This window comes from Spirillospora sp. CA-108201 (genome assembly GCF_050936235.1).
In the GTDB taxonomy this organism is placed as follows: domain Bacteria; phylum Actinomycetota; class Actinomycetes; order Streptosporangiales; family Streptosporangiaceae; genus Spirillospora.
This window is the reverse complement of record NZ_JBNJNE010000001.1, coordinates 7,609,144-7,628,582: the sequence shown is the minus strand read 5'-3', so window position 1 is coordinate 7,628,582 and position 19,439 is coordinate 7,609,144. Positions and strand designations below refer to the sequence as shown.

Sequence of the window (19,439 nt, the reverse complement as noted above, 5' to 3'; positions counted from 1 at the left end):
GGTCTCCGCAGGACCGCGCGCCCGCCTCATGCCGCGCCGTCCAGGTAGCGGCCGAGGGCGCTGACGGGGAACACCAGCCGGTACAGGTGGTAGTTGATGTAGAAGTCGCCGGGGAAGCCGGTGCCGGTGAAGTGGTCCTCGTCCCAGGTGCCGTCCGGCCGCTGGTGGTCGACGAGCCACCGCACGCCGGCCTCCACGGCCGGGGTGCGCTCGCCCGCGGCGAGCAGCGCCAGCAGCGCCCAGGCCGTCTGCGACGGGGTGGACTCCCCCCGCCCGACCCACGCGGGGTCGTCGTAGGAGCGCAGGTCCTCGCCCCAGCCCCCGTCGGGGTTCTGGTGGTCCTCCAGCCAGACCACGGCGCGCCGGACGGCGGGCTTGCCGGGACCGACCCCGGCCGCGACGAGCGCGGGCACCACGCCGCCCGTCCCGTAGACGTGGTTCGCCCCCCAGCGCCCGAACCACGAGCCGTCCGCCTCCTGCGCCCGGAGCAGCCACACGACGGCGCGCCTGACCATGGCCGACTCCGCGAGGCCCTCCTTCGACAGCGCCTCGACGACATGGGCGGTGACGTCGGCGGACGGCGGGTCGATGACGGCGCCGAAGTCGCAGAAGGGCAGTTTGGTGCACAGCTCGCGGGTGTTGTCGGCGTCGAAGGCGCCGAAGCCGCCGTCGCGCGACGCCATCCCCTCCAGCCATCGGACGGCCCGCCTGATCGGCTCCTCCGCCTCCGGGAGGCCGACCCTGCGCAGCGCCAGGATCGCCTCGGCGGTGTCGTCGGTGTCGGGGTAGACGTCGTTGTCGAACTCGAACGCCCAGCCGCCCGGCGGGACGCCCGGCCGCTTCACCGCCCAGTCCCCCGGCCCGCGGACCTCCTCGCCGACGATCCATTCGGCCGCCCGCAGCAGGGAGGGGTGGTCGGCGGCCACGCCCGCGTCGGCGAGCGCGTTCACGGCGAGCACCGTGTCCCAGACGGGCGACTGGCACGCCTCAAGGCGGCGTCCGTTCCCGTCCCGGATCGTGAAGCGTTCGAGCCCGTCCAGCCCGCGCCGGACGACCGGATGGTCGAGGCCGTAGCCGAGCTCGTGCAGCGCCATCAGCGAGTACACCCACGGCGGCTGGATCCCGCCCCAGCAGCCGTCGGCCTCCTGCCGGGCGATGATCCAGTCGGCGGCCCGGCGCAGCGCCGCCCGGCGCAGCGGGCGCACCGGCCGCCGCTCGTACACGTGCAGGACCCGGTCGAGGGCGTTGAACGCGGCTCCCCAGCCCCGGGCGTCCTTGGCCGGCATGACGCCGCGGCGCAGTTCGGGCAGGTCGAACGGCAGCGCCCGGACCGGACGCAGCGAGCCGAGGACCGTCAGCGGGACGATCGTCTGCCGCGCCCAGCACGCCCAGTCGTAGACGTTCAGCGGGACGCGGCTCGGCAGGAACATCAGCTCCGGCGGCATGACCGGCAGGTCGTCCCAGGACCACTGCCCGAACAGCGCGAGCCAGATGCGGGTGAACACGCGGCTGCCCTCGATCCCGCCCGCCTCCCGCACGTAGGCGGCCGCCTCGCGCATGTGCCCGGCGTCCACCGGGTCGCCGGCGAACCGCAGCGCGACGTACGCCTCGATCGTCGTGGACAGGTCGGCGGGGCCGCCGTGGAAGTTCGCCCACGTGCCGTCGTCCCGCTGCCGGGATCGGATCCAGCGCGCCGCGTCCTTGGTGTCGGCGTCGGAGCGGATGCCGAGGAACTGGCGGAGCAGCAGGTCCTCGGCGTCCATGGTGACGTTGGTCTCCAGCTCGGCCTTCCACCAGCCCTCGGGCGCCTGGAGGCCGATCAGGTGGTCGCGGGCGGCCGCCGCCGCGGCGGCGGCCGCGCCGGTGAGTCCGGGCGCGTCGGTGGGTCCGGGCACTTCGGTGGTGGTCATGCAGCGCTTCCCTTCTCGCCGCGCGGCGGGGTCAGTGGTCCCGGGAGGTGACGAACAGCGCGATGTCGCGGAACTCGGCGGCCACGGGGGCGTCCATGCCCGAGTCGTCGAGGTGGCGCCCGGCCGCGGCGACGCGGCGGCCGGCCGCGGCGGCGGCCCACTCCCGTCCGCCCGCCGCCTCGACGAGCCGGGCCATCTCCCGCAGGACGTCCTCGGACGGCGGCCCGGGGTCGGCGTACAGTTCGGCGAGCCGCCGCGACTCGGGGCCTTCGGCGTTCAGCGCGTACACCACCGGAAGCGACTTCTTGCGCGCCCGCAGGTCGGCCAGGACGGGCTTGCCGGTCGTGTCCGGGCTGCCCCAGACGCCGAGCAGGTCGTCGACGAGCTGGAACGCGAGTCCCATCTCGGCGCCGAACCCGGTCAGGGAGGTGACGAGGCGGGTGGGGCCCTCGGCCAGCATCGCCCCGATCGAGCAGGCGCAGGCGAGCAGCGCGCCGGTCTTGTCCGCCGCCATCGCCAGGCACTCGTCGAGGGTCACGTCGTCGCGCTGCTCGAACCCGATGTCGAGCGCCTGGCCCGCGATGAGCCGCTGCGTGGCGGTGGTCAGCGCCCGCGCCGCCCAGTGGGCGCCGCGGGTCTGCCGCTCCAGGAGCAGGTTCTCCGACAGCGCCATCAGCGCGTCGCCGCCGAGGATGGCGGCGGACGGGCCGAACACCGTCCAGGCGGCGGGACGGTGCCGGCGGGTCCGGTCGCCGTCCATGATGTCGTCGTGCAGCAGCGAGAACGCGTGCACGAACTCGACGGCGACGGCGCCGGGCAGCGCCGTCTCCTCGGACGCGCCGGCGGCCCGCGCGGACAGCAGCGCCAGCGCGGGGCGCAGCGCCTTGCCGCCCGCGGCGGCGGGCTCGCCGTTCTCGTCGGTCCATCCGAGGTGGTAGGCGACGACGCGGCGGGTCCACGGGTCGAGCCGTTCCGCGGAGGCGCGCATGGCCCGGTCGACCAGGGCGCGCCCGCCGGTGATCGAGGTCGGGACGGTCATCGGCCGCTCACCTCGCCCGCGGCGGTCCGGTGCAGGCGGCGGCGGACGAGACGGGCCGCGGTCAGACCGCTGCGCACGGCTCCCTCCATGGTGTCGGGCCAGCCCGTGTCGGTCCACGCGCCGGCGAGGAACAGCCACGGCAGCCGGGTCGCGGACGCGGGACGCAGCGCGCCGCTGCCGGGGCTCTGGCGGAACGTCGCGTGCCGCTCCCGCGTCACGAAGAAGTCGGTGACGCGGGCGCGGCGGGCGGCCGGGAACAGCCGCTCCAGCTCGGCGAGGTACACCGCGCGCAGCTCGGCGGTGGGCGCGTCGATCCAGCGGTCGGCCGCCGAGACCGAGATCGCCAGGTACTGGCCGCCGCCGCCGAGGCCGCTGACCCCGGTGCGGTCGAACACCCACTGGACGGGCGAGCCGACCGCCGCGGCGAAGGGCGGGTCCGCGCCGTCCACCCGCAGGACGGGGCGGTCGTAGACGACGTGGACGTTGACGACCGGGCTGGAGCCGAGGCCGCCCCAGCCCGCCCGGCCGGGGGCCGCCTCCTCGGGGACGAGCGCGGCCGCCGCCCGGTGCGGCACGGCGACGACGACGGCGTCGGCGCCGACCGGGGTCCCGTTCACGACGAGCTTCGGCCCGGCGTCGATCGCCGTCACCTTCGCGTTCAGGTGGATCCGGCCGCCGTCCCGTTCGATCCTGGCCGCCGGGAGCGCCCCGTGGAGGTCGCCGAGCGGGACCGTGGGCACGCCGATGTCGGCGGCGTCGGCGCGGCCGAGGAGCGCGGTCCGGCAGACGAACGCGGCGGGGCCGAGCGCGGCGCCGTCCAGGCGGGCGTTGAGCGCGGCCGTGACGAACAGCTCCCAGAGCGCCTCGCGCGCCGAGGGCCCCTGCCCGTGTTCGGCGAGCCAGGTGCCCATGCTGATCCGGTCGAGCGACGGGTCGGACGGGTCGAGGCGGTCGAGCGCCAGCGACGCGCCGACGGCCCGCAGCCGGTCGGACGGCGAAAGCAGCCGGTACCCGGCGAGCGCGGGCAGCAGGTGCAGCGGTCCGGGGGCCCGCACACGGCGGAGCCGTCCGGCGCGGCCGTCCGGGGTGAGGACGCGGACGTCGAAGCGGTCCTGGACGCGGACGCGGTCCAGCGCGTCCAGCCGGGCGAGCAGCCCCTGGTACGCCGAGCAGCACCTCAGGAAGACGTGCTGCCCGTTGTCGACGGTCAGCCCGTCCCGCGAGAACGAGTGGGTGGCGCCGCCGAGCCGGGGACGCGCCTCGTAGATCGTCGCGCGCACCCCCGCCTCCTGGAGCGCCAGCGCGGCGGTGACCCCGGCGAGCCCGCCGCCGACGATCGCGACCTCCGGCGGGCCGCCGTCGCGGGCGCTCACCGGTGGATCCCGGCCATCGCCATGGCGGACACGCTCGCCTTCTCCCAGGCGGGCAGGGACGTCCGCGTCTCCAGGGCGGTCAGCGGGTCGGCCGTGATGCGCCGCAGCAGGTGCCGGTAGATGCCCGCCATGGCGCCCGCGCAGGCGGCGCTGCGCCGGTCGAGCATGGGCAGCAGCCTCAGGCCTTCGGCGTACCACCGTTCCGCCCGTTCCGCCTCGAAGCGGATGAGGCTCGCCGACCGGTCGGGATCGTCGGTCGTCCGGCCCTCGGCGTCGCGGTCGAGCGTGCACCCGAACCGGGCGAGGTCCTTGGCGGGCAGGTAGACGCGGCCGTTCGCCCCGTCCTCCCGGACGTCGCGGAGGATGTTCGTCAGCTGGAGCGCGACGCCGAGCGCGTCGGCGCGCGGCACGGCCGCGGCGGGGTCGGCCGTCCCGAACACGCCGAGCGACAGGCGGCCGACGGAGCCGGCGACGCAGCGGCAGTACCAGAGGAGGTCGTCGAAGGTGTCGTAGGTCGCGCCGCGCACGTCGGCCTCGCAGCCGTCGATGAGCTCGCCGAACGCGTCGAGGGGGATCGGGTGGCGGCGCGCCGCGTCGGCCAGCGCGACCAGGACCGGATCGCGGGGGTGGGCGTCGAGGCCGGTGAGCCGCGCGCGCTCGTCCGCGAGCTCGGCGAGCCGGTCCGCCACGGGCGCGCCGTGGTCGTCGCCGATGTCGTCGACGCGCCGGGCGAACGCGTACACGGCGCTGAGGGCGCGCCGTTTGGGCGGCGGAAGCAGCCGGATCCCGTACGAGAAGTTGCGCGCCTGGGAGCGCACGACGCTCTCGCAGTGCCGGTAGGCGGTGGATGCGTCCATCTATGCCGACCTTCTCCTTCCCATGGTCCGCGACCACTCGGCGAGCAGCCGCACCTTCCTCGGCCGCGGCGGGCCCGGCAGGACGTCGTAGGCGGCGCGCTCCAGCGCGTCGAGGGCGGCGTGCCCCCCGGCGACGTATCCGGCGACGGCGATCCGCGCGAAGCCCCGGAGCCCGCCGGTGAGGGCGGCGCCCTCGCCGAGCATGCGCCGCGCCCGCCTCGCCTGGAGCGCCACGACGCCCCGCAGCCGGGTCGGGGTCGCCGCGGCGGTGAGGTCGTCCTCGGTGCAGCCGAACCGCCGCAGGTCGTCCACGGGCAGGTAGACGCGCCCGTTGCGGTGGTCCTCGGCGACGTCCTGGCAGTGCTCGATGATCTGCAGCGCGGTGCACACCCGGTCCGACAGTCGCAGCCGGTCCGGCGTGGCGGCGCCGAACACGTGCAGGACGATGTGCCCGACCGGGTCGGCGGACAGCGCGCAGTAGCCGACGAGGTCGTCGAAGGTCGCGTACCGGGTGACGTCCTGGTCGCGGCGGTTCGCCTGGACGAGGCGGCGGAACGGCTCGGCGGGGATGCGGCGGGCGACGATCGTCCCGGCCAGGTCGCGCAGCACGGGCAGCTCCGGCCGCTCGCCCGCATAGACGCGGTCGAGGTCGCGCTCGACGAGGTCGAGGAGGCCGGCGCGCTCCCCCGGCGGCGCCTCGTCGCCGATGTCGTCGACCAGCCGGGCGTACCCGTAGACGTTCAGCAGGTGCGCGCGGTGGCGCGCGGGAAGCAGCCGGGAGGCGACGGGAAAGTTCTCTCCGGACTGCAGTTCGTTCCTTGCCCGGCGTTCCTCGGTGGCGTTCCACAATCGCTCGCTGACGGACATGGCGTTCCCCTGGGGCGGTGGCGGCGCGGGGGCGTACATCGATGCCCGTTAACCAGGTGATCGACCGGTAAACATGGCGATCGACGGGGCCCATGATGCGTACGTCCCCGATCGGGGGCGCCGAGCCTCCCGATTTTCCGTCCTTTATGAATATAGGCCGGAAGCGGTCAGGCGGGAACAGGGACCGGGCGTTGAAAAACGATCACCTGCGGTCATCGCGCATTCGCCCGCGAATGATCGCGGCCCCCCGCCGGACGGGGGGCCGGGGATGGGCGGAACGGAGGCGGACGGCTCAGTAGGTGGCGAGGATTCGCGCGAGCCTGTGCGGTGTCTGCTCGGGCGGCGCGGCCTCGGTGACCAGCGTGTTGAAAATGTGCCAGTGGTGTTCGATCTCGGCGCGCCGCGTCGGGTACACGGCATTGTCGGGACGCTCCAGATAGACCATGTCCTGCAGGCCCTGCTGCGGGAAGCGGACGAGGGTGAGCGCCCCGTCGCCCGCCACCTGGCCGGAGATGCCGAGGGGCGCGATCTGGATGGTGACGTTCGGGCGCCGGCACTGCTCGACGATGTGCCGGATCTGCACGCGCATCGTCGCGGGCGCGCAGACGGGACGCCAGAGCGCCCCCTCGTCCAGGACGACCCAGAGGTTGAGCGGGCGCGGCCGGCGGCGCAGGACGCGCTGCCGCAGCATCCGGAACTCCACCCGCCGCTCGACCTCGGTCTCGGACGCGGTCTCGGACGCGGTCTCGGACGCGGTCTCGGACGCGGTCTCGGACGCGGTCTCGGGGCGCAGGCGGCGGACCAGCTCGCGGGTGTAGTCCTCGGTCTGCAGCAGGCCGGGGACGAACTGGGCCTCGAACGTGCGGACCAGCTTGGCCGCCTGCTCGGCGCTGAGGTAGTCGCGGGCCCAGTGCGGCACGATGTCGCCGTCGGCGTGCCACCAGGGCCGCGCGCCGGTCTGCTCGGCGAGGGCGAGCAGGGTCGCGCGCTCGCCGGGGTCGGCGCCGTACCGGTCGAGCAGGCCGCCGACGTCGCGGGCCTTGGCGCCGGTGCGGCCCAGCTCCAGCCTGGCGATCTTCGACTCGGACGCGCCGATCGCCAGTCCCGCGTTGGGCCGGGACAGCCCGGCCGCCTCCCGCAGCTCGCGGAGCCGCTTGGCGAGCAGCATGCGCGGGACGAGCGGGTCGCCCTGCGCGCGGGCCGTGCCGGCCGGTGCGCCTCGGGCCGGCGTCGGCTTCCTGCTGCCGGTGATCGTGACGGAGGCCAAGGGGGACTCCCATCGATGGACGGCATGGACGACCGCTCCGACTATAGTTCACGCTAAGCGTCGGAGATAAGACCGATTGTTACCTACCGTCCCGGCCACGCGGCCCGGACCCCGGAGGCGGTTCCCGGCACGGCGCGTCAGAGTTTACGGGCCACCGCGCACCGGGTCGGCAGCTCCTCGCCCTCGATCGGCCCCACTTCGGGGCGCCACGCCCCGCTCGTGACCAGGCCCGGCTCCTCGATCTCCAGGCCGTCGAAGTAGCCCCGGATGAACTCGGGGGTGCGCAGCCGGAACGGGATCGCGCCGGTCTCGTCGTAGGCGCGCTGCGCCGCGTTGAACCTCTCGTTCTCGTCGGTGGAGTCGTGCAGGATGAGGTAGCTGCCGGAGGGCAGCGGGTCCATCAGCCCGCGGACGACGCCGTACGCCTCGCCCGGTTCGACGATGTGGCCGAGCACACCGATGATCATCAGCCCGACGGGCTGGGACAGGTCCAGCAGCTCCGAGGCCCGATCCATGATCGTCTTCGGGTCGTGCAGGTCGCAGTCGATGTAGGCGGTGCGGCCCTCGTTCATCAGGGCGCGGGCGTGCGCGAGGACGAGCGGGTCGTTGTCGACGTAGACGACCTTGGCGTCGGAGGCGGCGCGGCGGGCCATCTCGTGGGTGTTGTCGACGGTGGGCAGGCCGGTCCCGCAGTCCATGAACTGGCGGATCCCGCGCTCGCGGGCCAGGAACCGGATCGCCCGGTCCATGAAGTAGCGGCCCGCGCGGGCGATGTTCACGATGCCCGGGTAGAGGCCGACGTAGTGGTCGCCGGCGACGCGGTCGGTCTCGTAGTTGTCGGTCCCCCCGAGCCAGTAGTTCCAGATCCGCGCCGACTGCGGCACCTCAGTGTTGATCTTGGTGTCCGATCCCTTTCCCGGGCCCCGGGTGGCATCCGTCATGACTGACGCTCCTTACAGCAGGTACGGGCACCTCTCGCGGCAAACCTAGACCCCGCGCCTCGAAGGCGGCCGGAAAAGTGGAATTCGGGCCTGTCCGCCTACCAATTCGGGACGATAACGAATACACAGAGTGGACAAAACGCCAAGAAACGGCGTGGCGCGTGCGCCTGCCGTGACGAAGGGGACACGGAACACGCCGCCGACCGGAGGATGTTCGGAAGACCCGAATGATCACTCACTGTACGGCCATGGATCGCTGTCCGGGACGCCAGGGCGATCCGACGGGCCTCGGTGAATTCGCCGCGCTTCTTTTGCAAAATTTTACCGAATAGGGCGGCCCTCATGACCACGACCCCAAACCCGATCACATTCCTCCATTTCAGGCGACTTTGGTACCGCGACGGCGGGCGTCACCCGGGATGGCGCGTTTCTTGAACACGGCTTTCGGACATCGGCCCCGTCCGTCGCGCGACCGGACCGGAGGGTGGCTCAGCGGCCCGCCCAGACGGCGATCGCCAGCGCCACCCGGTCGTCGAACCGCATCGGGTCGCGGCCGGTCAGCGACTCGATCCGGGACAGCCGGTGGCGCAGGGTGTTCGGGTGCAGGAACAGGGCCCGCGACGTCGCGCCGACGGCGCCGCCCATGTCCAGGAAGGTGCGGAGCGTCTCGGTGAGGCGGGTGCCGTGCGCGGCGTCGTAGTCGCTCAGCGGCCGGGCGATCTGCTCGGCGAACGGGGCCAGCTGGTGCTGTTCGAGACGGTCGAGGAGGGCCTGGAAGGTGGCGAGGTCGGCGGCGTGCACGACCCCGCCGGTGCGGCGCGCGGTCTCCAGCGCGGTGAGGCTCTCGGCGAGCGACAGCGGCAGGTGCTCCAGCGGGCCGGGGCTGCCGACGCCGGCGGGCTCGGTCCAGGCGTGGGCGTCGTTGGTGACGAGCAGCGCCGTGTGGTCGTCGACGCCGAGGACGCCGGGCAGCTCCTCCTCGGCCGCGCCGTCCATCGCGATCACCAGCAGGGACGCGGGGTCGAGCCCGGCGTCGTCGATCCGCGGGCGCAGCGCCTCGGCGGACGCGAGGCCGTCGCGCACCATGCGCAGCAGCCGTCCGGTCTCCTCCCGCTCGTGCCGCTCGTCGCCGACGGACGCGAGCCGCTCGGCGAACCACTCGGTGAACCCGAGGAACGGGACCTCCTGCGGCACCTCCAGCAGCGGGAGGCCGACGCGGTCGCAGGCCTCGCGCAGTTCCTCGGGGACGGCGTCGGTGACGTCGCCGACGCCGTAGCCGATCGCGCTCGCGCGGCCGGCCCTGGCCGAGTCGGCGAACGCGGCGCACGCGCCCGGGTCGCGCAGCGACGCGCCGACCGTCAGCACGACCTCGTGCCCGCGCAGGTAGGGGCCGGGGTCGAGCAGCTCGGTGGAGTGCGCCCAGCGGACCGGGCGGTCGAGGCCGTCCTGCCCGGCGACCAGGCGCAGCCGGAAGCGCGGCACCTCGAGGAGCTGCCGGACGGTGAGGTGCGGCAGCGCGGGATCGCTGGTCACAGCCTCACCTTCTCACCCCGGCCGGGCGCCGTCCCGCGCCCGTGACCGTGTTTTGGGCAAGTGCACGAAAGGCCGGGCGCGCCGTGGTGGGTTCGGCCAAGAAATCCCCATGACGCTTGTCACCAGCGGTTATGCCGGGTTTGCCTGGAGCCCTGCGACTGTTGCGAGGTGATCGGATGCGGGGGCGGGTCGCGCTCGTCACCGGGGCGGCCGGCGGCATCGGCGGCGCGCTGGTGCGCGAGCTGGCGGGGCGCGGCTGGCGGACGGTGGGGCTGGACCTGCGCCCGGCCCCGGACGCCGACCACTCGGTGGGCGTGGACGTGGCGGAGCGCGCGCAGGTGTGCGCCGCGATCCGGCGGATCGAGCGGGAGCTCGGCCCGGTCGAGGCGGCGCTGTGCGCGGCGGGGCACTACGCGATCGTCCCGGTGTCGGACATCGCCTGGCCCGACTGGCGGCGGATGCTGCGGGTGCACCTGGGCGGCGTGGTCAACGTGTGCTCCGCCGTCGCGCCCGGAATGGCCGAGCGCGGCCGGGGCGCCGTGGTGGCGGTCGCCTCCGACCTGGCGATCGGCGGCGGGAACGCCGAGGCGCACTACGCGGCCGCCAACGGCGCGATGATCGGGTTCGTGCGGTCGCTGGCGGCGGAGCTGGCGCCGTCCGGGGTGCGGGTGAACGCGGTGGCGCCCGGCCCGACGAACACGCCGATGCTCCCGCCCGACTCGCCGTGGCGCCGGCCGTCCTTCCTGCAGAGCCTGCCGGCCGGGCGGCTGACGTCGCCGGAGGAGGTCGCGCTCGCCGCCGCCTACCTCGCCGAGGACGGCACGTTCTGCGCCGGCGAGGTCCTGTCCCCCAACGGCGGGACGGTGATCTGATGACCATCGCGCTGATCACCGGGGCGGCCGGCGGGCTCGGCGCGGCCGTGGCGCGCCGGCTCGCGGCCGACGGGCGGGTGGTCGCCCTGAACGACCGTCCCGGCCGGGACGTGACCCCGCTCGCCGCCGAGCTGAACGGGGTCGCCGCGCCGGCGGACGTCGCCGACCCCGCGGCGGTGGCCGCGATGGTGGCGGAGGTGGAGCGCCGGACGGGCGGGCAGATCGGGCTCCTGGTCACCTGCGCCGCCCAGATGGCGATGGCCCCGTTCACCGGGCTGGACAACGGCGACGGCTGGTGGCGGACGGTCGACGCGGACCTCGGCGGGACGTTCGCGTGCGCGCAGGCCGTCATGCCGGGCATGGTCGAGCGCGGCGGCGGCCGGATGGTGTTCACCGCGTCCGAGTGGGGCGTGATCGGGTGGCCGCACGCGAGCGCCTACTCGGCGTCCAAGGCGGGCGTCGTCGCGCTCGCCAAGTCGCTCGGCCGCGAACTGGCCCCGCTCGGGATCGCGGTGAACGCCGTCGCGCCGAGCGCGATCGACACGCCGCGGCTGGAGGTGGACGCGGCGGCCGCGGGGGTGCGCGCCGACGAGATCCGCGCCCGGTACGCCGCGCGGGTGCCCCTCGGCCGGATCGCGACCCCCGAGGAGGTCGCGGCGGCGGTCGCGTTCCTGGCCGACGAGCGCCTCCCGACGCTCGTCGGCCAGATCCTCCACGTCAACGGCGGGACCACCCGCTCCCGCGCCTGACCGGCGTCACTCGCGGGCGCCCACGGCCTCGGCGGGGCGGCGGGCCATGGCGAGGCGCGCGGCCGGGAAGGTCGCGGCCGCGGCGAGCAGCAGGCCCCAGGCGAGCACCCCCAGGTGGCCGAGGGGCGGGACGTGCGGGGGGCCGCCGGTCATGCCCGCGCCGAACGCGGTGAGCGCGGCGAGGGCGATCGCGGTGCCGAGGACGGCGGCGATCACGGCGACGGCCAGCGTCTCCCACCCGAGCATCGCCATCACCTGGCGGCGGGTCGTCCCGACGAGGCGCAGCAGGGCGAACTCGCGGGACCGGCCGGCGGTGGCCATCGCGAGGGTGTTCACCACGGCGATCGCGGTGAAGGCGATGATCAGCCCCATGGCGACGTAGGCGACCTCGGCGTTCGCGGACGCGCCGGCCCCGGCGAACGCGCCCGGGGAGGCGACCGGGACACCGCGCGGGGGGACGCCCGCGATCAGCAGCGTGCCGCGGGGGTCGTCGACGTGGGCGGCCAGCAGGTCGCGGTCGACGGTGAGGTCGCCGAAGCCGAGGCCGCGCTCGTAGACCGCGATCACGGTGGGCGCGAACGGCGCGCCGTCGCCGAGGGTGAGCGGCAGCCGGTCCCCGGGCCGGACGCCGAGGCGCCGGGCGGCGGTGGCGCTGACGGCGATGCCGGAGGCGTCCAGCCGGTCGAGCGACCCGGCCCGCACGCCGAGGTCCATGGTGCGGTCGAGGCCCTGCGGCGTGACGCCCTGGACGCCGTAGTTCTCCAGGCCGACCCGGACGGTGCCGTGCAGGACCTCGGTCACGGCGGTCACGCCGGGCGTCCGGCGGATCCGCTCGGCGGCGCCGTGCGGGACCTTGGGACCCGCGACGTGCGCGGCGAGCGTGCCCTCGCGCGCCTGCCGCGTCGCGGCGTGCCCGATCGTCGTCTGCATGAACAGGATCGTCGCGGTCAGTCCGATCATCAGGGTCAGCGGGGTGAGGACGGACGCCAGGCGCCGCGCCCCGGCGGCGAGGTTGGCCGCCGCCAGGTGCCCGCCGCCGGGCAGGACCCGGAGCGGGACGGCGAGCACGGCGATCGCGGCACGGGCGACGACGGGGCCGAGGAGCGCGACGGCCGCGGTCCAGACGATCGCGGTCAGCATCGTCACCGGGCTGGACGCCGCCTCCGTGTCGAGGTGCGCCAGCAGCACCGTCAGGGCGACGGCCCCGGCCGCGACGGCGACTCCGGCCGCGATCCGGACGGCGCCGAGCCGGGCGCGGCCCGTCGCCGCGTCGCCGAGGGCCTCGACGGGACGGATCCGGGCCGTCCCGCGGGCGGTGATCCGGGCGGCGGCCACGGCCGCGAGGACGGCGGCCAGCGCGGCGGCGAGCGGCGGGAAGGGGCCGACGACGAGGTCCAGGTTCGGCGGAGGGCGCCGAGGCCGCGGAACTCGTCCCGCAGCCAGAACGCCAGCGGCAGGCCGGCCGCCGCGCCGAGCGGTCCGGCGACCAGCCCGACCAGCAGCGCCTCGCCGCCGATCATCCGGCGGACCTGCCGCGGCGTCGCGGCGACCGCCCGCAGCAGCGCGATCTCGCGCTCCCGCTGCCGCACCGACAGCGCGAACGTCCCGGACACCACGAGCACGGCGACGAGCAGGGCCGTCCCGCCGAGGGCGCCGCCCAGGGAGATCAGCTTGACGCGCGCGTTCTCCGCGCCGAGGAACTCCGCCCGGCCCCGGTCGCCGCCGGTGTGGACGGTCGCGCCGGTGCCGCGCACGGCCTTCGCGACGGCCCCGGCAGGGCCGTGTGCGCCGACGGCGGTGACCATGCCGTCGCGGCCGGACAGGCGGGCCGCCTGCGCCGTCGAGAAGAAGACGGCGGTCTGGTGCGCGAGCGCCTGCCGGGTCACGCCGACGACGCGGTAGGCGCCGGGGACGGCGGACTCGACCCGCACCACCGAGCCCGGGTGCAGGCGCCGGGCCCGCGCCGTGGCGGCGTCGACCACGATCTCGTCGTCCGCGGCCGGGGCGCGGCCCTCGCGGAGGGTGAACGGGGTCAGCGCGGCGGACTCCCACCCGTGGCCCCAGGACGGGCGGCCCTCCTCGGCGGCGCCGATCTCGGCGGGGAACGTCACCTCCGTGACGACGCCCCGGACGCCGTCCGCCGCCCGGACCCTCGCGGCGACGGAGGCGGGCAGCCACACGCGTTCGGCGAGCGGCTTGGCCTTGTGCTTGCGCTTGCCCTTCTTCTTGACGATCACCTTGTGGACGGCCTGGTCGCCGGTGACGACGACCGGCGCCCCCGCGTACCGCTCGGGGGCGACGGAGCCGCGCAGGCCGGTGTCCAGGAGGACACCGCACGCGCAGACCAGGGCCGCCGCGCACAGCAGCGCGGCGAACGCCCCCGCGAAGCCCGCCTTGCGATGGCGCAGCGTGCCGAGCACGATTCCGAGCATCAGTTCCACGCTCCCAGCCGGGTCATGCGGGCGGCGACCTTGTCGCTGGACGGGGCGTCCATCGAGTCGACGATCCGTCCGTCCGCCAGGAAGAGGACCGTGTCGGCGTAGGAGGCGGCGACGGGGTCGTGCGTGACCATCACGACCGTCTGGCCCATGCCGTCCACGGTCTCGCGCAGCAGCGTCAGCACCTCCCGCGCCGTCATCGTGTCGAGCGCGCCCGTGGGCTCGTCCCCGAACACCACGTCCGGGCGCGTCGCCAGGGCCCGCGCGATCGCGACCCGCTGCTGCTGCCCGCCGGACAGCTGTCCCGGCCGGTGCCCGGTCCGGTCCGCCAGCCCGACGCGGGCGACGACCTCGGTGAGCCACTCCTTGTCGGGGCGCGTGCGCGCGAGGCGCAGCGGAAGGGTGATGTTCTGCTCCACCGTCAGCGACGGCACCAGGTTGAACGCCTGGAAGACGAAGCCGACGCGCCGCCTGCGCAGTTCGGTCAGCTTCGTCTCGTTCATGGAGGACAGTTCGGTGTCCCCGAGCCGGACCGTGCCGGACGAGGGCGTGTCGAGACCGGCGGCGCAGTGCAGGAACGTGCTCTTCCCGGAGCCGGACGGCCCCATCACCGCCGTGAGGCGGCCCCGCGGCAGGGCCGCCGTCACCTCCCGCAGGGCCGCCACCGCTCCCCTGCCCCGCCCGTAGACCTTGCTCACCGCGTCCATGCGCACTGCGTCGTTCATGCAGACCAGTCTTGTGACCAGCGGTTCCGGCCGCCAGAGAAGGGATCACCGGTCACCCGTGACCTCGTCATGGGTGCGGGCGTGACGCCGTCCCGGCGGCTGGTAGACATAAGCCGTGATCAAGGTCCTTCTCGCCGACGACCACCACGTGGTGCGCGGCGCCCTCGCCGCGCTGCTCGCGCTCGAACCCGACCTCACCGTGGTCGCCGAGGTCGAGCGCGGCGACGCGGTGCTGCCCGCGGCCCGCGCGGCCCGTCCCGACGTCGCCGTGCTGGACATCGACATGCCGGGCCTGGACGGCCTCGCGGCCGCGGCGGCGCTGCGCGAGGCCGTCCCGGACGTCGCGACGCTCGTGCTCACCGGGCACGGCAGGCCCGGCCACCTGCGCCGCGCCCTGACGGCGGGCGTCCGCGGGTTCCTGCTGAAGACCGCGCCGCCGGAGGAGCTGGCCGCCGGCATCCGCAGGGTCGCCGCCGGCGAGCGCGTCCTCGACCCGAACCTCGCGCTCACCGCCTGGGACCTCGCCGACAACCCGCTCACCCCGCGCGAGACCGACGTGCTGCGGCTCGCGGCGGAGGGCGCGGACGCCCCGGAGATCGCCGGGCGCCTGCACCTGTCCGCCGGGACGGTCCGCAACTACCTGACGGCCGCCGTCACCAAGCTCGACGCCCGCAACCGCACCGACGCCGCGCGCATCGCACGCGAGGCGGGCTGGCTCTAGTCTGTGTTTCACAGGCCCGGCCCACTTCGCTCGCCTGGCGGCTGTGTTTCCAAGTCCCGGCCCACTTCGCTCGCCTGGCGGCTCGCTACGTGACCGGGCCTGGGCGAACGCGGCATCGCTTCGCGATCTGCCCGGTTGCGCTCGCCTCCGGCCTCGCTCCACCGGCCAGGTCACGCGTTCGCGCGCGTGGCCGAGGCCACTTCGAGACCGACTCTCGCCTCCAGGCGGAAGCAACCCTTGCCGTCGGCGCGCGCGCTGAGGGTTCCCCCTGCTGAGGCGAGCCGCGTGGACAGGTTCCCGATGCCGGCGCCGGGGGCGGTCCGGGGAGCCGCCGGGTCGAGCCCGTCGTTCTCCACGACCAGCCAGACGGCGCCGCCGTCCCGCCCGGTCGCGATCGTGCAGCGGGTGGCGGCGCTGTGGCGGAGCACGTTGGTCACCGCCTCGCGCAGGACCGTGCCGAGCACCGCCGACACGCTCCCGTCCAGGTCCGGGTGCCCGAGGGCGGTCTCGACCTCGACCCCGGCGGCCGCGAGCACCGACCGCGCCGACGCCGCCTCCCCGTCCAGCGCGAGCTCGGTGTCCCCGCCGGTCGCCGTGCGCAGGTCCCCGCGCGCCTGCTCGGCCATGGCGACGACCTCGGTGAGCTCCGCGCGGGAACGCTCCGGGTCGGCCTCGGCGAGCCGGCGGGCCAGCTCGCACTTGAGCAGGATCGCGGCCAGGCTGTGCCCGAGCAGGTCGTGCAGGTCCCGGGCGGCCCGCAGCCGCTCCTGGACGGTCGCCGCCCGCGCCAGCTCGTCGCCGGCCGCCCGCAGGTCCCGCACCAGCCGCGCCAGCCGGACGAGCCCGTAGACCACCAGCCCCGTCACCAGCGTGCTGATCACGTAGTTGGCGACGGCCGCCGTGCCGAGCCCGAGCGTCCGCGCGGCGACGCCGGTCGCCGCCATGCACGCCGCCACGAGCGGGACGGCGGCCCAGGCCGGGAGCCCGACCAGGAACGTCCCGGCGAGGAACCCGGCGAGGCCCAGCCACGCCTTCCCGAAGACGGCGAGGAGGGCGAAGCAGATCACCGCCAGGGCCGGCGGCCACCACCGGGGCCGTCCGCGCCCGGCCCAGAACAGCTGCACCGCCGAGATCAGCGCCAGCCCCGCGGCGGCGGCCGGCCACAGCGGCCCCCACGGGACCAGCAGCAGCCCCTTGACGGAGAACCCTGCCAGGACCGCCGCCAGCAGCGCGAGCGAGAGCCGGTACGCCGCCCGGTCGGGCAGGCTCACCGTGCGCTCCCCCGCCGCGACGGCGGCCTCCACCGCGAACCGGCCGTCCCCGTCCAGGCCGGCCGAGAAGGTCCCGCCCGCCGCGCGCACCCGTCCCGCCGCCGCCTCCAGCCCGTCCGCGCCCTGCTCGGCCGTCCGGACGCCGTCGTTGACCACCCGCAGCCCGACCAGGCCGCCCCGCTCCGACGTCGCGATCAGGCAGGTCCGCGCGGAACCGGCGCGGACGACGTCCGTGACCGCCTCGCGCAGCACCGTCGCCAGCAGCGCCCCGGCCGGGCCGAGCGGCTCCCGGTGCCCCTCGCGCACCTCGGCCCGGACGTCCGCCGCCTCCAGCAGCGCCCGCGCCGCCGCCATCTCGGGGGCGAGCGACATGCTCCGCAGGTCGGCCGCCGCGGTGCGCGCCCTGTTCAGCGACTCCCTGGCCACCGCGAGCACGTCCGCGACGCCCTCCGGCCGGTCGAGGGCGCGGCGGCTGCCCGCCGAGATCGCCCGCAGGCCGTCGCCGAGGCCGCCGTCCAGCTCCGCCGCGATCCGCAGGCGCTCGCGCTCCACGGCCGCCACGGTGAGGGGCAGCCGGGCCGCCGCGACGTCGTCCGCCCGGTCCGCCAGCCGCACCAGCCCGTAGACCACGAGCCCGGTCAGCAGGCAGGTGATCGTGACGTCGGCGCTCGCGCCGCCGCGCAGGGCGTCCGCGAGCGCCGCGCTCGCCACGACCGCGGCGGCGGCCGGCCAGGCGCCCGCGAGCAGCAGCGACCCGACGACGAAGCCGAGGATCCCCGCCGACGTCCCGAACGCGAACACGCCCGTGTACGCGGCCGCCGCCTGCGCCGGCAGGCTCCAGCCGCCGAGCCGTCGCCGCCAGTGCGGCACGACCTGGACGAGCTGGGCCAGCAGGACCACCGCCACGAGGGCGGTCGCCGCGGCCGCCCTCGCGGCGCCTTCCGTCCGTGAGGGCGCGGCCAACACGTGCACGCCGGCGAACGAGGCGAACACCACCCCGACGACCACCCGTGCCGACCGCGGCCCCAGTACCGCCCCTGCCACCCGTCCCCCGCTCCCCGGCCCGAAGGCCGCCGTTCCCGCCGCCCGCGCCCCGAGCCGGGGCCGGGGCGGCGGATGCCAGGGTACGAGCCGCCGCGAGCGGCCGGCTGGTCAGGGCGGCCGTCGCGGGATGACCTCGCCGTCCCCGGGGCCGTGCAGCCGCAGCGCGCTCAGCGCGAGGACGAGCTCGACCAGGTCGCCGGGCCGGGCGAGGGTCCGCCCGGTGAGCAGCTCGATCCTGCGGAGCCGGTTGAGGACGGTGTTGCGGTGGCAGAACAGCCGGTCGGCCGCGCGGGCCGCGGAGCCGTCGCACTCCAGCCAGGTCTCCAGCGTCGTCAGCAGGGCGTCGCGGAACCCGGGGTCGACGTCGCCGAGCCCGCCGAGCGCGACCTCCCCGAGGCGTCCGGCGAGGCGCGGCTGGGACAGCACGAGGGCGTCGGGGAGCCTGCGGTCCAGGCGGGCGATCTGGTTGCCGGGGCCGCGACACGTCCGCAGCGCCAGCTCGGCGAACCAGCGGGCGCCGCCCAGCTCGGCGAGGTTGCCGACGACCGGGCTCACGCCGGCGTGCGACCGGGCGTAGGGGCGGACGGCGTCGACCAGGTCGTCGAGCTCCGCGGCGCCGAGCGCGACCAGCGCCACCTGGGCGTCGGTGCGCAGCCGCCAGATGAACCGCATCCCGCCGGTGTCGCCGGGCCGCGGGTTCACGCCGTCCCCGAAGCCGCCCTCCGCGCCGAGCATCACCACGGCGTAGCGGCCGGTCGCGGGCAGCCCGAGGACGGACGTGGCGGTCGCCAGCAGCCCGCCGTCGGCGTCCTGCCCGTCCAGGAGCGCGTCCACGATCGCCTGGACGCGCTCCTCGCTGCGCCGCGCGAGGTCCAGCTCGGTGCGGTGGTAGGCGGCGGCCGCCGCGCCGGACTGCTGGTCGATCGTGTCCCAGGTGCGGGTCGCCTGGCGGATCAGCGCCGCGACGTTCTCCGGGTCGTGCCGGCCGACGACCTCGACGACGGCCTCCCAGAACACCCGCCCGGCGAGCCGGTAGGAGCGCAGCAGCTGGTCGAGCGGCTGCCCCTGGTGCGCGCGCCGCTGCCCGAGCCGCCGCGCCCAGTCCAGGTCCGCGCGGCCGCGGCCGGGGTCCAGGATCGTCTTGAAGCCGTGCCCGAGCCCGGTGTGGCACATCTCCCACACGTCGTGGCGGAAGGCGTCGTCGCGGTCGCCGCGGTCACCGGAAAGGATCTCGGCGGTGAGCCGGTCGGCGAGGTCGGGCAGCCGGTCCGCGAGCCGCAGCACGGCCGTGCGCATGATCGTGCGGTCGGCGTCCACCTGGGCGACGTTCATCGCGGGCCGCGCGGGCGGACGGCATCGGCGGCGGCGACCTCGACGCGGCCCGCGCGTCGGGGCTGCTGCGGTTCGAGGGCGACGGGGTCACGGTCCGCAACCGGCTCGTCCGGTCCTCGCTGTGGGCGGACGCGGCGCGCGAGGAGCGGCAGGACGCGCACACGCTGCTCGCCGCGGTCCTCGTCCAGGAGTGGCAGCGGCCGCGGCGGCTCTGGCACCGCGCGGGCGCGGGCGGCGCTCTCGGCCCTCGCGCTCGGCGACGGCTCCCGCACCCGCGCGCTGGCGGCCGAGGCGGTCGCGTCGGCCCGGCGGTCGGGCGACGCGCCCGCCGAGTCGTTCGCGCTGATGGCCGCCGGGCGCTGCGAGGCGCTCCTCGGGCATCCCCCCGCGCCGATCGCCGCCTGCCACGACGGCCTGCGCCTCGCCCGGGCCACCCGCCTGCACGGGCACGCCACGGAGCAGCTCGCCACCCTGGCCCTCACCGCCGCCTTCAACGGCGA

The 19,439-nt window shown here is 75.9% G+C and carries 17 protein-coding genes; 3 read left to right on the top strand and 14 right to left on the bottom strand.

From position 1 onward, the window contains the following. Positions 1 to 26: 26 nt before the first annotated feature. The 8 genes from shc to ACQEU6_RS36590 form a co-directional block, all read right to left on the bottom strand. A complete protein-coding gene (gene shc, locus ACQEU6_RS36625) occupies positions 27 to 1,910 on the bottom strand; it encodes a squalene--hopene cyclase (RefSeq protein ID WP_499338197.1) in 1,884 nt (627 codons plus the stop codon). Positions 1,911 to 1,941: 31 nt separating this feature from the next. Further along, positions 1,942 to 2,949 (bottom strand): polyprenyl synthetase family protein, encoded by a 1,008-nt coding sequence (locus ACQEU6_RS36620; protein WP_499338194.1) that lies wholly within the window; start codon positions 2,947 to 2,949, stop codon positions 1,942 to 1,944. Next, complete coding sequence (gene hpnE / locus ACQEU6_RS36615; protein ID WP_499338193.1) at positions 2,946 to 4,322, bottom strand: hydroxysqualene dehydroxylase HpnE; 1,377 nt, start codon at positions 4,320 to 4,322, stop codon at positions 2,946 to 2,948. Before hpnE ends, ACQEU6_RS36620 begins: the two co-directional genes overlap by 4 nt. Continuing rightward, on the bottom strand, positions 4,319 to 5,179 hold the full coding sequence (hpnD, locus tag ACQEU6_RS36610; RefSeq protein WP_499338191.1) for a presqualene diphosphate synthase HpnD: 861 nt from the start codon (positions 5,177 to 5,179) through the stop codon (positions 4,319 to 4,321). Before hpnD ends, hpnE begins: the two co-directional genes overlap by 4 nt. Further along, positions 5,180 to 6,046: a squalene synthase HpnC gene (hpnC, locus tag ACQEU6_RS36605; RefSeq protein ID WP_499338189.1), complete on the bottom strand. Its 867-nt coding sequence runs from the start codon at positions 6,044 to 6,046 to the stop codon at positions 5,180 to 5,182. Between the two features lie 292 nt (positions 6,047 to 6,338). Then, complete coding sequence (locus ACQEU6_RS36600; protein ID WP_499338187.1) at positions 6,339 to 7,313, bottom strand: helix-turn-helix domain-containing protein; 975 nt, start codon at positions 7,311 to 7,313, stop codon at positions 6,339 to 6,341. 137 nt (positions 7,314 to 7,450) lie between these two features. After that, complete coding sequence (locus tag ACQEU6_RS36595) at positions 7,451 to 8,254, bottom strand: SAM-dependent methyltransferase (protein ID WP_499338185.1); 804 nt, start codon at positions 8,252 to 8,254, stop codon at positions 7,451 to 7,453. 489 nt (positions 8,255 to 8,743) lie between these two features. Continuing rightward, a complete protein-coding gene (locus ACQEU6_RS36590) occupies positions 8,744 to 9,787 on the bottom strand; it encodes a PucR family transcriptional regulator (protein ID WP_499338184.1) in 1,044 nt (347 codons plus the stop codon). 176 nt (positions 9,788 to 9,963) lie between these two features. On the opposite strand from ACQEU6_RS36590, the gene ACQEU6_RS36585 reads away from it, so the two are divergent. Beyond that, the gene (locus ACQEU6_RS36585) at positions 9,964 to 10,659 is read left to right on the top strand and encodes an SDR family NAD(P)-dependent oxidoreductase (RefSeq protein ID WP_499338182.1); all 696 of its coding nucleotides are present in this window, start codon (positions 9,964 to 9,966) and stop codon (positions 10,657 to 10,659) included. Beyond that, a complete protein-coding gene (locus ACQEU6_RS36580; RefSeq protein ID WP_499338180.1) occupies positions 10,659 to 11,408 on the top strand; it encodes an SDR family NAD(P)-dependent oxidoreductase in 750 nt (249 codons plus the stop codon). Before ACQEU6_RS36585 ends, ACQEU6_RS36580 begins: the two co-directional genes overlap by 1 nt. Positions 11,409 to 11,414: 6 nt before the next feature. Here the strand turns inward: ACQEU6_RS36580 and ACQEU6_RS36575 are convergent, their stop codons facing one another. The 3 genes from ACQEU6_RS36575 to ACQEU6_RS36565 form a co-directional block, all read right to left on the bottom strand. Beyond that, positions 11,415 to 11,729 (bottom strand): FtsX-like permease family protein, encoded by a 315-nt coding sequence (locus ACQEU6_RS36575; protein ID WP_499340476.1) that lies wholly within the window; start codon positions 11,727 to 11,729, stop codon positions 11,415 to 11,417. 869 nt (positions 11,730 to 12,598) lie between these two features. Next, complete coding sequence (locus ACQEU6_RS36570; protein WP_499338178.1) at positions 12,599 to 13,840, bottom strand: ABC transporter permease; 1,242 nt, start codon at positions 13,838 to 13,840, stop codon at positions 12,599 to 12,601. Continuing rightward, the gene (locus ACQEU6_RS36565) at positions 13,840 to 14,571 is read right to left on the bottom strand and encodes an ABC transporter ATP-binding protein (RefSeq protein WP_499338176.1); all 732 of its coding nucleotides are present in this window, start codon (positions 14,569 to 14,571) and stop codon (positions 13,840 to 13,842) included. Before ACQEU6_RS36565 ends, ACQEU6_RS36570 begins: the two co-directional genes overlap by 1 nt. 115 nt (positions 14,572 to 14,686) lie before the next feature. On the opposite strand from ACQEU6_RS36565, the gene ACQEU6_RS36560 reads away from it, so the two are divergent. Then, positions 14,687 to 15,292: a response regulator transcription factor gene (locus tag ACQEU6_RS36560; RefSeq protein WP_499338174.1), complete on the top strand. Its 606-nt coding sequence runs from the start codon at positions 14,687 to 14,689 to the stop codon at positions 15,290 to 15,292. A gap of 170 nt (positions 15,293 to 15,462) precedes the next feature. Here ACQEU6_RS36560 and ACQEU6_RS36555 read toward each other — a convergent pair whose 3' ends face one another. The 3 genes from ACQEU6_RS36555 to ACQEU6_RS36545 all read right to left on the bottom strand — a co-directional run bounded on the left by ACQEU6_RS36555 (position 15,463) and on the right by ACQEU6_RS36545 (position 19,373). Further along, on the bottom strand, positions 15,463 to 17,607 hold the full coding sequence (locus ACQEU6_RS36555; RefSeq protein ID WP_499338172.1) for a sensor histidine kinase: 2,145 nt from the start codon (positions 17,605 to 17,607) through the stop codon (positions 15,463 to 15,465). 108 nt (positions 17,608 to 17,715) lie between these two features. Continuing rightward, positions 17,716 to 18,939: a PucR family transcriptional regulator gene (locus tag ACQEU6_RS36550; RefSeq protein WP_499338170.1), complete on the bottom strand. Its 1,224-nt coding sequence runs from the start codon at positions 18,937 to 18,939 to the stop codon at positions 17,716 to 17,718. Next, the gene (locus ACQEU6_RS36545; RefSeq protein ID WP_499338168.1) at positions 18,936 to 19,373 is read right to left on the bottom strand and encodes a hypothetical protein; all 438 of its coding nucleotides are present in this window, start codon (positions 19,371 to 19,373) and stop codon (positions 18,936 to 18,938) included. The genes ACQEU6_RS36550 and ACQEU6_RS36545 overlap by 4 nt, the downstream gene beginning before the upstream one ends. Positions 19,374 to 19,439 lie beyond the last annotated feature (66 nt).